At 60.7% G+C, this 14563-nt stretch carries 13 protein-coding genes; 7 read left to right on the forward strand and 6 right to left on the reverse strand.

Going from position 1 to position 14563, the window contains the following annotated elements:
• Positions 1–13: 13 nt before the first annotated feature.
• A complete protein-coding gene (locus ACIQJ2_RS05290; RefSeq protein WP_400665050.1) occupies positions 14–904 on the reverse strand; it encodes a LysR family transcriptional regulator in 891 nt (296 codons plus the stop codon).
• Between the two features lie 174 nt (positions 905–1078).
• On the opposite strand from ACIQJ2_RS05290, the gene ACIQJ2_RS05295 reads away from it, so the two are divergent.
• The 5 genes from ACIQJ2_RS05295 (at position 1079) to ACIQJ2_RS05315 (ending at position 6328) form a co-directional block, all read left to right on the forward strand.
• Entirely contained in the window at positions 1079–1855 is a 777-nt protein-coding gene (locus tag ACIQJ2_RS05295; protein WP_400665047.1) for a class I SAM-dependent methyltransferase, read from the forward strand.
• An 8-nt stretch (positions 1856–1863) separates the two neighbouring features.
• Positions 1864–2508: a pyridoxal 5'-phosphate synthase gene (locus ACIQJ2_RS05300; RefSeq protein ID WP_400746454.1), complete on the forward strand. Its 645-nt coding sequence runs from the start codon at positions 1864–1866 to the stop codon at positions 2506–2508.
• A gap of 208 nt (positions 2509–2716) precedes the next feature.
• Entirely contained in the window at positions 2717–3817 is a 1101-nt protein-coding gene (locus tag ACIQJ2_RS05305; RefSeq protein ID WP_400665041.1) for a DUF2325 domain-containing protein, read from the forward strand.
• A gap of 154 nt (positions 3818–3971) precedes the next feature.
• On the forward strand, positions 3972–4460 hold the full coding sequence (gene msrB / locus ACIQJ2_RS05310) for a peptide-methionine (R)-S-oxide reductase MsrB (RefSeq protein ID WP_400665038.1): 489 nt from the start codon (positions 3972–3974) through the stop codon (positions 4458–4460).
• A gap of 17 nt (positions 4461–4477) precedes the next feature.
• Positions 4478–6328 carry a cytochrome c biogenesis protein DipZ gene (locus ACIQJ2_RS05315; protein ID WP_400665035.1) on the forward strand — a complete coding sequence of 617 codons (1851 nt, stop codon included), beginning with the start codon at positions 4478–4480 and terminating at the stop codon, positions 6326–6328.
• A gap of 37 nt (positions 6329–6365) precedes the next feature.
• Here the strand turns inward: ACIQJ2_RS05315 and ACIQJ2_RS05320 are convergent, their stop codons facing one another.
• Complete coding sequence (locus tag ACIQJ2_RS05320; RefSeq protein WP_199150811.1) at positions 6366–6914, reverse strand: cupin domain-containing protein; 549 nt, start codon at positions 6912–6914, stop codon at positions 6366–6368.
• A 143-nt stretch (positions 6915–7057) separates the two neighbouring features.
• On the opposite strand from ACIQJ2_RS05320, the gene ACIQJ2_RS05325 reads away from it, so the two are divergent.
• Both ACIQJ2_RS05325 and ACIQJ2_RS05330 read left to right on the forward strand, forming a co-directional pair.
• On the forward strand, positions 7058–8392 hold the full coding sequence (locus tag ACIQJ2_RS05325; protein WP_400665032.1) for an aspartate aminotransferase family protein: 1335 nt from the start codon (positions 7058–7060) through the stop codon (positions 8390–8392).
• A gap of 577 nt (positions 8393–8969) precedes the next feature.
• Positions 8970–10004 carry a LacI family DNA-binding transcriptional regulator gene (locus ACIQJ2_RS05330; protein WP_400746457.1) on the forward strand — a complete coding sequence of 345 codons (1035 nt, stop codon included), beginning with the start codon at positions 8970–8972 and terminating at the stop codon, positions 10002–10004.
• Between the two features lie 298 nt (positions 10005–10302).
• On the opposite strand, the gene urtE is transcribed toward ACIQJ2_RS05330, so the two are convergent.
• Genes urtE through urtB form a run of 4 tightly spaced genes read right to left on the reverse strand, consistent with a single transcriptional unit; the run spans position 10303 to position 14542 of the window.
• On the reverse strand, positions 10303–10998 hold the full coding sequence (gene urtE / locus ACIQJ2_RS05335; RefSeq protein ID WP_199150318.1) for an urea ABC transporter ATP-binding subunit UrtE: 696 nt from the start codon (positions 10996–10998) through the stop codon (positions 10303–10305).
• A 1-nt stretch (position 10999) separates the two neighbouring features.
• Entirely contained in the window at positions 11000–11755 is a 756-nt protein-coding gene (gene urtD, locus ACIQJ2_RS05340; protein ID WP_400678194.1) for an urea ABC transporter ATP-binding protein UrtD, read from the reverse strand.
• Between the two features lie 4 nt (positions 11756–11759).
• Complete coding sequence (urtC, locus tag ACIQJ2_RS05345; protein WP_400678196.1) at positions 11760–12920, reverse strand: urea ABC transporter permease subunit UrtC; 1161 nt, start codon at positions 12918–12920, stop codon at positions 11760–11762.
• On the reverse strand, positions 12917–14542 hold the full coding sequence (gene urtB / locus ACIQJ2_RS05350) for an urea ABC transporter permease subunit UrtB (RefSeq protein WP_400678198.1): 1626 nt from the start codon (positions 14540–14542) through the stop codon (positions 12917–12919). Before urtB ends, urtC begins: the two co-directional genes overlap by 4 nt.
• Between the last annotated feature and the right edge of the window lie 21 nt (positions 14543–14563).

The following is a 14563-nucleotide window of genomic DNA, read 5'->3' on the forward strand; positions in this document are numbered from 1 at the left end:
CTGCCTCCGGAAATCAGCCTCTTGGAGGTGTACTGGCGCCTATGTAGGCTTCGGCCTCACTGTGTAGCCACTCACAGAAGAGAACCGACTTTCTGTTGCGCCGGGCACGGCGTAGCGCCACATATTCGTGACCGCTTTCGAGGAAGCCATAGGGCGCCATCAGCCGGCCGAAACGAATGTCGTCGCTCACATAGGGCCATGGTGCGACGCAAACGCCAAGACCCGCGCTGGCGGCTTCGAGCATGAAGTAGAAATGCTCGTATTCGACGCGCGGGCCGGCCGCGACCGATCTGCCGGAGCGAGCGAGCCAGTCTCCCCATGCGCGCAGCCGCGTGCGCGTGTGGAGTTGGGGCACGCCGTCGAATTCGGGCGTGGACTCGACAAAGACAGATGGGGCAAGCACCGCCCCTGTCTGCTCCGGAAACAGCGAAATGACATCCGCACCCTTGGGCCAAGGCGCCGTGCCGACGCGGATCGCGACATCGAAGCCGTCACGGCTGAAATCGACAGGCTTCGACGAGGCCGACAGGCGCACCTCTATGTTGGGATATTTTGCCTGGAAGCGATAAAGGCGCGGAATGAGCCACCGCATCGTGAAGGTGCCGGGGCAGGAGACGTCGAGCTGGCCATCTTCGGTATCGGCCACGGAACGCACGGACATGTCCATTTGATCGAATGCCGTCGTCAACCCCGAAAGCAGTGTTGCACCGCCTTCCGTCAGCCTTAACCTGTTCTTCGGCCCTTCGAACAGCGGAATACCAAGTACCTCTTCCAGATGTTGTATCTGCCGGCTGACTGCGCTGTGGGTCACGTTCAATTCCTCGGCCGCAAGCGTCATGCGGCCAAGCCGCCCGGCCGCCTCGAAGGCACGCAAGGCATTCAGGGAGGGGATACGTCTCGCCATGTGCATTTTCCGAACATTGAGTGTTCGATCATATCGATTTTCTTTCGCTGGAATAGTGTGTTTCTTGCCGTCGAAACGAACACAAGATGCGCTCAAAGAACAATGGCGTGATGGTGCGATATGCATTCTCACGTATGGCGAAGCTTTGCTCACACTGCGAGACGGAGAGATGGAATGACCAATAGACATCAGGATGGTAGCGCCGGCGACGCGAATTATGGCGTGATCGGAACCGGTTACACGCGCTACCGCCAGCCCGATCCCCATATCGCCGAATTCATTCGCCAGGCACTCGGCGAGGCGGAGACGGTCTTGAATGTCGGCGCAGGTGCCGGCTCCTACGAACCGGTAGATCGTGATGTCACCGCAGTCGAGCCGTCGGCTTCGATGCGTGCGCAGCGGCTGGCTCATCTTCCGGTCGCGATCGATGCCACGGCGGAAAGTCTTCCGTTCCCCGACCGGGCCTTTGATGCGGCCATGGCGACCTTCACGGTCCATCAATGGTCGAATCTGGAGCGCGGGCTCGGCGAGATGCGCCGTGTTACGCGCGGGCCTGTGCTCGTTCTGAGCTGTGACCCGGATCTGCTCGAACGCTCCTGGCTGCATGACTATGCGCCCGAGATGATCGCCGTCGAAGCGCGCCGCTATCCTTCCATGGCGGCGATCGTCAAGGGGCTAGGCGGCAATGCCGAGGTCAAGCCGGTGCCAATCCCGCTGAATTGCGTCGATGGCTTCGGCGAGGCTTATTACGGCCGGCCCGAACGCATGCTCGACCCTGGCGCGCGGCTTGCCAATTCCGCCTGGAGTTTCGTCGATGCATCGGTCGGGGAGCGTTTCGTCGCCGAGCTTGGCCGGGATCTGGCTGACGGAAGCTGGGATCGTCGCTATGGCGCGCTTCGCACGCAGCCCTTCTTCGAAGGCTCGCTGCGGCTCATCATCGCAAGGCCGTGAGGTGTATGATGAGGGATGAATTGCGTCTATTGGCATCGTTGGCGGGACCGTTTCCTGCCTTCGATATCGATCTCACTCCCGATGAGCCACGCCAGCTGTTCTCGGATTGGCTCCGTGACGCCATCGTGGCCGGCATCAAAGAGCCGCACGCGATGGTGCTTTCCACTGTCGATGAGAACGGCGGGCCAGATGCGCGTGTCCTTATTCTGAAGAACCTCGACCACAGGGGTTGGCACTTCGCGACGACAGGCAACGGGCCGAAGGGGCGGCAGATCGCGCTTAACCCCGCAGTTTCTCTGACCTTCTATTGGCCGGCGCTGGGGCGGCAAGTTCGACTGCGCGGAATGGCGCTGCAAGCCGAAGTCCATGAGCGCGATGCGGATTTTCGCGCACGAGCGCCAGGCGCAAAAGCGGTGGCGCTGACCGGGAGGCAAAGCGACGTCATGGGATCCAGACAAGAACTGGAGGATTCTCTGCGCGATCAGCATCGCCGGCTGGAAGACGAGCCTGCTCTTGTCGCGCCAAGCTGGGCGCTCTTCATCGTGATGCCGCATGAGGCCGAATTCTGGCAAGGCGACGGCGAGCGCCGCCACCATCGCTTGCGATACAGGCGCGAAAAGGCCGGTTGGGCCAAAGAGCAGCTTTGGCCCTGACAAGCGGACTTGCCTGAAGGCAGAAGACGCACTAGCGTAATATTCAGTGAAATATAACGCTAGTGCGGATATGTCAGTTCTGCTCAACCATAAACAACCGCTTCCGCTCACACTTCCGAACGCCATCAAACGCTTGGATGAGCGACCGGCTGTGGAGCAGGCGACGACAGTCAGAGCCCAGAAGTTAAAGACTTGGGATCTGGCACCGATGTTCCACTGCTCGATCGTCGGGACGTGCCTGACGACATCAGAGCTGCGGCAGGTCCTGGCCAAGGTTGGCGACATCGATGCGAAGGTGGCGAGTGAGCACGCCTTGCATAGCCGCGGTGTTCGGGCCGCCAGTCAGCGTGATGTCGCCGGCAAGCTGCTGAACAAGGCGCTCGACCGTCGTCATGAGCGGATCCTCAAACAGTTCTCCAGGCTCTCGACATCGTCAGAGATCAGGGCGCAGTGGAACCTAGCCGTCGATGAGGGGGACATATCGGGGGCTTATTGGGCTGTGATGAGCCATCCTGCGAGTGATCGCCCCTTGGTGCAGGACGTCTTCGGCGAAGTGCACATGCTCTCGCATCTGGTCGGCAGCTCAAGCCGTCTCGATCTCGCGCGCTTGCGCAAGCTGCAGCTCGATTTGGAAGCCAGCGACGAGAAGATTGCCCGACAGGAAGTGCGACTTCAGGCAGCAGCCAAGGATCATGCGCTTTTGCAGAGGCGGATCGATGATCTGGAAACAGACTTGTCGCGCAAGCAGGCCGTCGCCATCGAGCCCATGAACTATGATCAGCGATATGAGGCAAGATTGCTGCAGAGGCTGGAAGCGGCCGAGCGGCGGGCGGATGAATATGGCGGGCGCGTTGCGGCGCTGGAGGCGAAGCTTGTCGAAGCCGAAAGGCGTGCGACCGCTTTTGCCGACGAAAACAGCGCCCTGCAACGCGAGCTGGATATCCTTGAGGGCGCTTTGGCGATGCCGGATACCGCCGGCGCGGTCAGGATGCAGCCGATCGAGCCACATACGCTCCTTTATGTCGGTGGCCGCAAAAGCCTGTTTGAGCGGCTGCGCAAGCTGGCCGAGAGCCGGAACATAGATCTCGTGCTTCATGACGGCGGCGTTGAGGATAATCTCTCGCTGCTGCCGGCGATGGTTGGCCGCGTCTCTTGGGCGATCTTTCCGGTCGACTGCATCAGCCATTCGGCCGCTGACATGGTGAAGCGCCTGTGCCGAGAAAACGAAAAACCTTATCTGCCCCTCCGCTCGGCAAGTCTGGCCAGTTTTGCTGCAGCGATCGTGCAGCCGTTGGCGGCCGCCGAATGACGATCAATCACGTTTCGGTGTTTTCACCGGCATGTGTGTAACAGGATCGCATCCGCTCTCGTATCCCTAGCGGCAGGACATGGATGGCACCGGAAAGACGGGTGGCTCAAGCGTTCTGCGAACCGGCGGGTTTTCCGCCAAGGAGAAGAGTGCGATGCTGAACAGACGATTGTTGCTTCTTGCCGCCGCGCTTGGCGGCGTTGGTTTGCGTTTGGGTGTCGGCGGAACGACGGCGAAGGCAGCCGAGAGTTTTGCCGTGACGCACAGTGATGATGAATGGCAAAAGATCCTCACGCCGGACCAATATGCCGTACTCAGGGAAGAGGGAACGGAACGGCCATTTACGAGCGATTTGCTCAACGAACATGGCAAAGGAAACTTCGCCTGTGCCGGCTGCGATCAGGACGCCTTCTCTTCGACCACCAAGTTCGATAGCGGCACCGGCTGGCCAAGCTTCTGGGCACCACTCGATCACGCCGTGGCGACGTCGCGCGACTCCTCCTACGGCATGGTGCGCAATGAGGTGCATTGCAGCCGCTGCGGTGGCCATCTTGGCCACGTCTTCGATGATGGGCCAAAGCCGACCGGCCTGCGCTACTGCATGAACGGCGTTGCCATGAAATTCCATAGGGCTTCGGCCTGAAAATCAGAGACTGACCTATGATCCTGTTTATCCTAGCCTATCTCGGCGGCGTCCTGACGATTGTCAGCCCTTGCATCTTGCCGGTTTTACCGTTCGTTTTCGCACGGGCGGGGCAGCCCTTTCTGCGTAGCACGCTGCCCATGCTGATCGGCATGGCGGCGACCTTCGCGGCCGTCGCAACGCTTGCCGCACTCGGCGGCGGCTGGGCGGTCGAAGCCAATGAATATGGGCGCTATGCAGCACTGGTGTTGCTCGCGATTTTCGGCGTCATCCTCCTGTTCCCATCGCTTTCGGACCACCTGACACGCCCGCTGGTTTCGCTCGGTGCCCGTCTGTCGCAATCGGCCGATCGCTCGAGCCGCAGCGGTGGATCGGCGATCGCAGCCTCGCTGCTGCTCGGTGTCGCCACCGGGCTGCTGTGGGCGCCCTGCGCGGGACCTGTTCTCGGCCTTATTCTGACGGGTGCGGCCCTGCAGGGGGCAAGCGTCGGCACGACTCTGTTGCTGCTGGCTTATGCCCTGGGCGCCGCCACGTCGCTTGCTCTTGCGCTGCTCATTGGCGGACGCGTCTATCAGGCGATGAAGCGATCCCTTGGCGTTGGCGAATGGCTGCGGCGTGGCGTCGGAGTCGCCGTGCTGCTCGCCGTCGTGGCGATTGCGATGGGGCTTGATACGGGTCTGCTGACACAGGCCTCGCTCGCCAGCACCGCCTCGCTGGAGCAGGGTCTGGTCGATCGCTTCCATCCGCTGAACCAAGACAAGCCCTCGTCCGTGGTTATGAAGAGCGAGGGCGGCGCGATGATGAGTGCCACCAATACGATGATGATGAGCGCCAAACCCGATGCGGTAGCCGGGGCAGGAGGCGCCATGGCGATGACGGCGAAGCCTGCGGCCGAGCAATTGCCCGTCGAAGGTCATGTCCCGTCGCTTGACGGTGCGGTGCAATGGCTCAATTCGGAGCCGCTGACGGCTGCCGGGTTGAAGGGTAAAGTCGTCCTTGTCGATTTCTGGACCTATTCCTGCATCAACTGCCTGCGCGCTATCCCCTACGTCGAAGCCTGGGCGCAGAAGTATAAAGACCAGGGCCTTGTCGTCATCGGCGTGCATGCACCCGAATTCGCTTTCGAGAAGAATGTCGACAACGTCAAAAAGGCGATCGGCGATCTCGGCATCACCTATCCTGTCGCCATCGACAACAACTATGCCATCTGGCGCGCCTTCGACAACGAGTATTGGCCGGCTCATTATTTCATCGATGCGCAGGGTCAGGTACGCCATCATCACTTCGGCGAAGGCGATTATGACCAGTCTGAGCGGGTGATCCAGCAGCTCCTAGCGGAAGCCGGCAAGGCGCATGTTTCCAGCGACATCGTCAATGTGAAGGCAACGGGTGCCGAAGCCGCGGCCTCGGATGAGGCCGATGTCCAATCGCCGGAAACCTATGTCGGCTATCTGCGCTCGCAGAACTTCGTCGACGATGCCGGCACGGTAAACGACGCAGCTCATGATTATGTGGCGGCAACGCCGAAACTGAACGAATGGGGCCTTTCCGGCAACTGGACCGTTGGCGGGCAGGAGGCAACCTCCAACGGCGCCGATGCCAGCCTGTACTATCATTTCCATGCGCGTGATCTGCATCTGGTGCTTGGACCGGCGGCAGATGGAAAGCCCATCCGCTTCCAGATCACCATCGACGGCAAGCCGCCTGGAGATAGTCACGGGGTGGATACCGATGCAAACGGCAATGGTGTCGTGACAGGACAGCGGCTTTACCAGCTCGTTCGTACAAGTGGTGCCGTTGCGGATCATACGTTCGAGATCAAGTTCCTCGATCCCGGCGCGCAGGCCTATGCCTTTACATTTGGCTGACGGGTTTCCGCGCCTCCTTGCACGTCGGCCGGCACGATCAGAAGCTGGGCGGCGTGCAGGCACTGATGATTTCGCAAGGCACCGGCCCGACGCAACGGAACCGGTGCGGCCGTCGGCTTTCGAAATAGTAGGCGTCGCCCGGCCCCAGAATGCGCCTTTCGTCATCGACGGTTACTTCCAGGCGGCCTGACAGGACGATGCCGCCTTCTTCTCCTTCGTGCACCAGCGGTACTTTGCCGGTATCAGCCCCCGGCTGATAACATTCCTTTAGAATCTGAAGACTGCGGCCGAACAGATTGTCACCGATCTGGCGATAGGAAATCGGCCCTTTGCCGATCTCGACCAACTCTTCAGCTGCATAGAATGCTTTTTTCGGCGTCTCCGGCTCGAAGGCAAAGAATTCTGCGAGACCGATCGGGATGCCGTCGAGAATACGTTTGAGAGCGCCGACTGACGGATTGGCGGAGTTGGATTCGATCAAGGAAATCGTCGAATTGGTGACACCGGCGCGTTTGGCGAGCTCGCGCTGCGAAAGATTGCGTGCCAGTCGCAGATGGCGAAGGCGATTGCCGATATCGACAGACATTGTGATCTCGCGTTTCAGCTGTTCGAAATATCGAAAACTCTACATGCGTTGCAAATAATATCAATGGCTTAAATCGCAACAGAAAAGGACTTGTTACGCGCGAGGAAATCACTGATTTCAGTGTGAGCGCAATGGAGGCGACGATGGACAAGATTACCCACACCAACACCCCGGTTCTCGACAATTTCTGGATGCCGTTCACGGCAAACCGCCAGTTCAAGGCGGCGCCCCGTCTGTTGGCCGCCGCCGAGGGCATGTACTACACGGATGTCGACGGCAATAAGGTGCTCGACGGCACGGCCGGCCTCTGGTGCGTGAACGCCGGCCACGGCCGCAAGAAGATTACCCAGGCAGTCGAGCGTCAGCTTTCGACGATGGATTTTGCCCCGACCTTCCAGATGGGCCATCCGATCGCCTTCGACTTTGCCGCAAAACTTGCTGCACACGCACCCGGCGGCCCCAAGGCCGGGCTTGATCGCGTGTTCTTCACGGGCTCCGGCTCCGAGTCCGTTGATACCGCGCTGAAGATTGCCATCGCTTATCAGCGTGCGATCGGGCAGGGCACCCGTACCCGCATCATCGGCCGCGAAAAAGGCTATCATGGCGTCGGTTTCGGCGGCATCTCCGTCGGCGGCCTCGTCAACAACCGCCGCGTCTTCCCCCAGATTCCGGCCGACCATATGCGTCATACGCTTGACGTCGAGCGCAATGCTTTCAGCAAGGGATTGCCGGCGCACGGCATCGAGCTTGCGGAAGATCTGGAGCGGCTGGTCGCCCTTCATGGCGCAGAAACGATCGCGGCCGTCATCGTCGAGCCGATGTCCGGCTCCGCCGGCGTCATTCTGCCGCCGAGGGGCTATCTGGAGCGGCTGCGGGCGATCGCCGACAAGTATGGCATCCTGTTGATCTTCGATGAAGTCATCACCGGCTTTGGCCGTCTGGGGACGCCCTTTGCAACGGAATATTTCGGCGTCGTCCCCGATCTCGTCACGACGGCTAAAGGTATCACCAACGGTGCCATCCCGATGGGCGCGGTCTTCGCCAGCCGCAAGGTCTATGATGGCCTCATGACCGGCCCGGACAACCAGATCGAGCTGTTCCACGGCTATACCTATTCTGGCCACCCCGTCGCCTGCGCCGCCGGTCTGGCAACGATGGAAGTCTACGAGGAAGAAGGCCTTCTGACGCGCGCCAGCGAGCTGGCGGGCGATTGGGAAAATGCGCTGCATTCGCTGAAGGGCCTGCCGCATGTGGTCGACATCCGCAATCTCGGCCTTGTCGGTGCAATCGAGCTGGCACCACGCGACGGAGCACCGGGCACGCGCGCTTATGATGTGTTCGTCGATTGCTTCAACAAGGGGCTTTTGATCCGAGTGACCGGCGATATCATTGCGCTCTCGCCGCCGCTCATCATCGAGCGTGCCCAGATCGAGACAATCGTCTCCATTATCGGTGATGCACTGAAGCGTGCCGCCTGATAATCTTTGGCGTGGCCGGTGCTGGAATGCCGGCCATGTCATCTCTGGTGGGGCGTCTGCAATTGATCTGCAGGCGCCATATCGCCGTGGCGCTGACTGCCTCAATTTCCGGGCTCGAATGAAGAACCGGATCCCTTCACCCCCTCTGTTTCGCGCCTCATGTTGGCCCTGACCGCTGTCCCGTCTCGCAAGGGCGCGTTTGCACGTGCCGAGCGGCGCGGATTCTGCCAGCATGCCAATGATTGGGCGATGCATCAGATCCGAATGCCGACAAGGGGAACGAGAACTATCGTGTGGTATCGCGGAAAAGTTCTGTTCAGTTGCGGCGAGAAGCGGTATGGCGGAGAACTTCGAGGCAGTGTCGGGGGTAGGATTGCGGGACCGGGCCTTCGCCTGGACGTCGGCGGTCTATATCCTGCTGGCCGACGCCCTTAGAGCCGGATGATTTTAGGTCTGTTCGACCTAAAATCTGAATCCGTTCTAAAATCAAAGAAGTAGAGCGTGATGTCGTCCGAAAACCGCTTACACTTTTCGGCATCACGCTCTAGCCAGTCACAGTCGTAGCGAGCCGGACCGGATGCAGAGACCGACGATCAAGACCATCGCGCAGGAAACCGGCCTTTCGATTGCCACCGTGTCGAAGGCGCTGAAGAGTTCGCCGCAGGTGCGGCCGGAGACGCGGGCGATCGTCGTTGCCGCTGCCGAGCGCGTCGGCTATGAGCTGAACATGCATGGCGTGCAGCTGCGCACCGGCAAGACCTATCAGGTCGCCGCGATCATGACGGCACCCGGGCCGAAGCAGCAGGAATGGGAAGGCGTCGAATATGCCCAGCTCTTGAGCGGCATTTCCTGGGCGCTGGAGGACAGCCCCTATCGCGTCTCGCTTTATGCGGTGCGCAATTTCGAGGAGAGCCTGGCAACCATCCGGCAGATCGTCTCGCTGAAGAAGGCCGACGGCATCATCGTCTCGGGCACACGCGCCGACGATCCGCGCATCCGCATCATGCAGGCGGCGGATTTTCCCTTCGTCACCTATGGCACGACGATCGACAATGATGCGCATGCCTTCGTCGATGCCGACAACGAGCAGATGATCCGCCGGTCGGTGGCGCGGCTGGTCGAGCGTGGCCATCGCCGTATCGCGCTCATCAATCCGATGGCCGATCTGAGCTATGCCATCACCCGGCTTTTAGCCTATCGGCAGGCGCTCGATGTCGCCGGCCTTGCCTTCGATCCGGTGCTGGTGGCGCATGACCGGCTGACGCCGGCGTTCGGGCGCGAAAGCGTGCTTGTCATGTCGCGTCTGCCCGATCCGCCGACTGCCTATATCTGCGCCAACGAAGCCTCGGCGCTCGGCGCCTTCTCCGGCTTTCACGAGCGTGGTCTGGTGCATGGCCGCGATGCGGTGATCAACGCGACGGACGACCTGAATGTCAGCCAGTATTTCGCGCCGCCGATCACCACCTATTTCCTGCCGATCCACGAGCCGAGCGAGCTTCTGGGCAGCTACATCCTCAGGCGCATGGAAGGCGAGAAGCCGCAGGCACTGCAGGCCCTCATCATGCCCAAGCTCATCGAACGCTCCGACGATCGCATCACGCCAAAACGCTGATCAAAGCGACTTTCGGCATCTGCGCGATGGTACAGTTCCGTCGACGTTCAGGATCTAACCTGTTTTGACTGGGCTCTTGCACTGTCATCGTCCGCTGGTTGGTTAGCGATCGCTTGGGCGAAAAGAGCAGTTCCGACCTCCCGTTTGACGCCTGAGGTTCTCAACCTTCCGCAACACCTGTGCACGCGCGAACTCATCGCCCCCGTGCCGAATTTCGATGGGGCTCAGAACATCTTATCCGCTGCCGATTGGCGTATGCTGCGCGACGAGAGGTTACTCCGATCGCGCTTGCAGCCAGTCAAACGGTCAAATGCCGCCGGGCCTCCGGCGTGTCCAATGTCTCCGCCAGCCCCTCATGCACGATCTCGCCGCGGTCCATGATGTAGACGTAATCGGCAAGCTCGCGGCAGAAATCGAGATATTGCTCGACCAGCAGGATCGCCATGCCGGTGGAGTCTCGGAGATACCGGATCGCCCGGCCGATATCCTTGATGATCGAGGGCTGGATGCCCTCGGTCGGCTCGTCCAGCACCAGGATCTTCGGCCGTGTCACCATCGCCCGCCCGATTGCCAGCTGCTGTTGCTGGCCGCCCGACAGATCGCCGCCGCGTCGCGACAGCATGGATTTCAGCACCGGAAAGAGGCTGTAGATATCGTCGGGAATATTGCGATCACGGCGAGAGAGCGGCGCATATCCGCTCTCCAAATTCTCCTTGACGGTGAGCAGAGGAAAGATCTCACGGCCCTGCGGCACGTAGCCGATCCCTTGCTTGGCGCGGGCAAAGGGCGCCATGCCGTTCAGCGTCACGCCGTTGAAGGCAACCGTTCCCGCCGACAGCGCGTGCTGGCCGGTGACGGCACGCAAGAGCGAGCTCTTGCCGACGCCGTTACGCCCGAGCACGCAGGTGATCTTGCCCATCTCCGCCTTGATCGAGATGCCGCGCAGCGCCTGTGCGGCGCCATAATGCAGATTTGCGTTTTCGACTGTCAGCATCTCATCGCCCCAGATAATTCTCGATCACCTTCGGATCGCTGCTGACGAAATCGATTGAGCCCTCCGCCAGCACCGAGCCTTCGGCCAGGCATGTTACCTTGACGCCGAGGTCGCGGATGAAGCCCATGTCGTGCTCGACCACGACGACCGAACGCGTCTTGGCGATCTCCTTCAACAATAGAGCCGTCTCCGCCGTCTCGGCATCGGTCATGCCGGCGACGGGTTCGTCCACCAGCAGCAATTTCGGCTCCTGCGCGAGCAGCATGCCGATCTCCAGCCATTGCTTCTGGCCGTGGGAAAGATTGGCTGCCAACTCTTCCCGGCGATGCGACAGGCGCACCGTCTTAAGGATTTCGTCGATGCGATCACGATCTTCAGGCGTCAGCCGATAGAACAACGTCGCGAAGACGCCGCGATTGCGGTTGAGAGCCAGTTCGAGATTGTCCCAGACAGTATGACTCTCAAAGACGGTCGGTTTCTGGAATTTCCGACCGATGCCGAGCTGCGCAATGTCGGCCTCGTCCCTCTTGGTGAGGTCAATCTGGCCATTGAAGAACACCTCACCCTCGTCGGGCCGCGTCTTGCCGGTGATGATATCCATCATCGTGGTCTTGCCGGCGCCGTTCGGGCCGATGATGGCGCGAAGCTCTCCTGGTTCGATGACCATGGACAGCGAATTCAACGCCTTGAAGCCATCGAAGGAGACCGAGACATTATTGAGATAAAGCATGCTGTTGGGCTTGATATCCGGGATCATGATCTCACTCCGCCGCCTGTACGGGCTTGCTGGCTTCGTCTTCCGCGGCCTTGGGCTGCGGACTGGCCGGCTTTGGTTTCCTCGCAATATAAGGACCGATCGTTCCGACGATGCCCTTGGGCAGGAACAGCGTGACCGCGACGAACAGGCCACCGAGCGCAAACAACCAGAAGCTCGGAAACAGGCCGGTGAAAACAGTCTTGCCGCCGTTGACGAGGATGGCGCCGATAATCGGCCCGATCAGTGTTGCCCGACCGCCGACCGCCGTCCAGATGACGACTTCGATGGAATTGGCTGGCGCAAATTCACCGGGATTGATGATACCGATCTGCGGCACGTAGAGCGCGCCGGCAATACCCGCCATCATCGCCGACACCACGAAGACGAAGAGTTTCACATGCTCGACGCGATAGCCGAGGAAGCGCGTGCGGCTTTCGGCATCGCGCACGCCGACCAGCACCTTGCCGAATTTCGACCGCACAATGGCCGAGGACAGCATCAGCGCCAGCGCCAGGATCAGCGCAGTGATGGCAAAGAGCACGGCGCGCGTGCCATCGGCCTGGATGTTGAAGCCGAGTATATCCTTGAAGTCTGTCAGGCCGTTGTTACCGCCAAAGCCCATATCGTTGCGGAAGAAGGCAAGCAGCAGCGCATAGGTCATCGCCTGCGTGATGATCGACAGGTAGACGCCGTTGACGCGTGAGCGGAAGGCGAACCAGCCGAAGATGAAGGCAAGCAGGCCGGGTGCGACGAGCACCATCAGCATGGCGAACCAGAAGTTATCGAAGCCGTACCAGAACCACGGCAGATCCTTCCAGTTCAGGAACACCATGAAATCGGGCAGGAGCGGATTGCCGTAAGTGCCGCGCGAACCGATCTGCCGCATCAGGTACATGCCCATCGCATAGCCGCCGAGTGCAAAAAAGGCGGCGTGGCCGAGCGAGAGAATGCCGCAATAGCCCCAGACCAGATCAAGCGCCAAGGCGAGCAGCGCATAGGTCAGGTACTTGCCGAACAGCGACATCAGATAGGTCGGCACATGCAGAGCGCTGGTTTCCGGCAGAGCCAGGTTCGACAGTGGCACGAGAAAGGCGACGGCGAGCAATATCGCGATGGCGATGCTGATGCGGCGGTCAAGCGAGCGCAGGATAAAGGCGGTGATCATGCTTCCACCGCCCTTCCCTTGAGCGCGAAGAGCCCGCGCGGACGTTTCTGGATGAAGAGGATGATGAGAACGAGCACGAGGATCTTGCCGAGCACCGCTCCCGCATAGGGCTCAAGGAACTTGTTGAGAATGCCGAGAGAGAAGGCGCCGACCAGCGTCCCCCAGAGATTGCCGACGCCACCGAAGACCACGACCATGAAACTGTCGATGATGTAGCTCTGGCCGAGGTTCGGCGAGACGTTGTCGATCTGCGAGAGCGCGACGCCGGCCATGCCGGCGATGCCCGATCCGAGCGCAAAGGTGAAGGCATCGACCCAGGGCGTGCGAATGCCCATCGAAGAAGCCATCCGCCGGTTCTGCGTCACCGCCCGCATCTGCAGCCCGAAGGCGGAGCGCTTGAGCAGAAGCAGCAGCGCCACAAAGACGCCGAGCGAAAAGACGATGATCCAGAGACGATTCCAGGTGATGGAGAGATAGCCGAGATCGAAGGAACCGGACATCCACGAGGGGTTGCCGACTTCCTGGTTGGTCGGCCCGAAGATCGAGCGCACCGCCTGTTGCAGGATCAGCGAGATGCCCCAGGTGGCAAGCAGCGTCTCCAGCGGTCGACCATAGAGAAAACGAATGACGCCGCGCTCGATGACGAGGCCGACCGCACCGGTGACGATGAAGGCAACCGGCAGAGCGATCGCGAGCGACCAGTCGAACAGTTCCGGGTACGAATTGCGGATGACGCTCTGCACCATGAAGGTGGAATAGGCGCCGAGCATTACCATCTCGCCATGCGCCATGTTGATGATGCCCATAACCCCGAAGGTGATGGCAAGGCCGATGGCGGCCAACAGCAGCACCGAACCAAGCGACAAGCCGTACCAGACATTCTGCACCGCATCCCAGAATTTCAACTGGTCCTGAATACCGGCAATGGCGGCGGCAACATCCGGCTTGAGGCTGTCGTCGACGGAAACCGAGGAGAGGATGCCGATGGCATCCCGGCCGCCCTCGACCTTGATCGTCTCGATCGCGGCCTTCTTGTCTTCCAAGGGGCGGTCGGAGCCGAGCACGGCAACAGCTCGTGCCCGTTCGAGGACAGTGCGAATTTCTCCGTCTTTCTCGTTCTGCAGTGCCGTCTCGACGGTCTCCAGCGAGTCCGCGCTCGGCGATTTCAGCACCGATTGCGCTGCCTCGAGCCGGACACCGCGATCCGGGCTCATCAGCGTCAAACTGCCGAGAGCCGCACGAACGGCGCGGCGGAGACTATTGTTGATCTTGATCTTGCCGAGATTGTCCTGGGCTTCCTGCCCGGCCGCCTGTCCCGTGAGCGGGTCCATCAGTGCCATCGCATCGCCGGAGGATTTGGCGATGAAGACCTTGTTGTCGGATTTGCGGACATAGAGATCGCCATCGGAGAAGGCCTGCAGTGCCGGCACGACCTTGGTGTCGCCGGTCTTGGCAAGGCTCTGGACGATCGCAGCGGCCTGCTGGAAATTGGCCTGGCCAAGCGAATTGACGAGGCCGTGGGCATCTTCCTGGGCGCGTAGGCTAGTCGCCGTCAGCGCCAGCACGAGACAGAAGCCGGCGATGAGCACCAAGGCCATGCGGTAAGTGAATTTGTCGAACATTGGGCTTTGTCCCCTCAAGCT

It is taken from the genome of Rhizobium sp. NPDC092011, from assembly GCF_044756305.1.
In the GTDB taxonomy this organism is placed as follows: domain Bacteria; phylum Pseudomonadota; class Alphaproteobacteria; order Rhizobiales; family Rhizobiaceae; genus Rhizobium.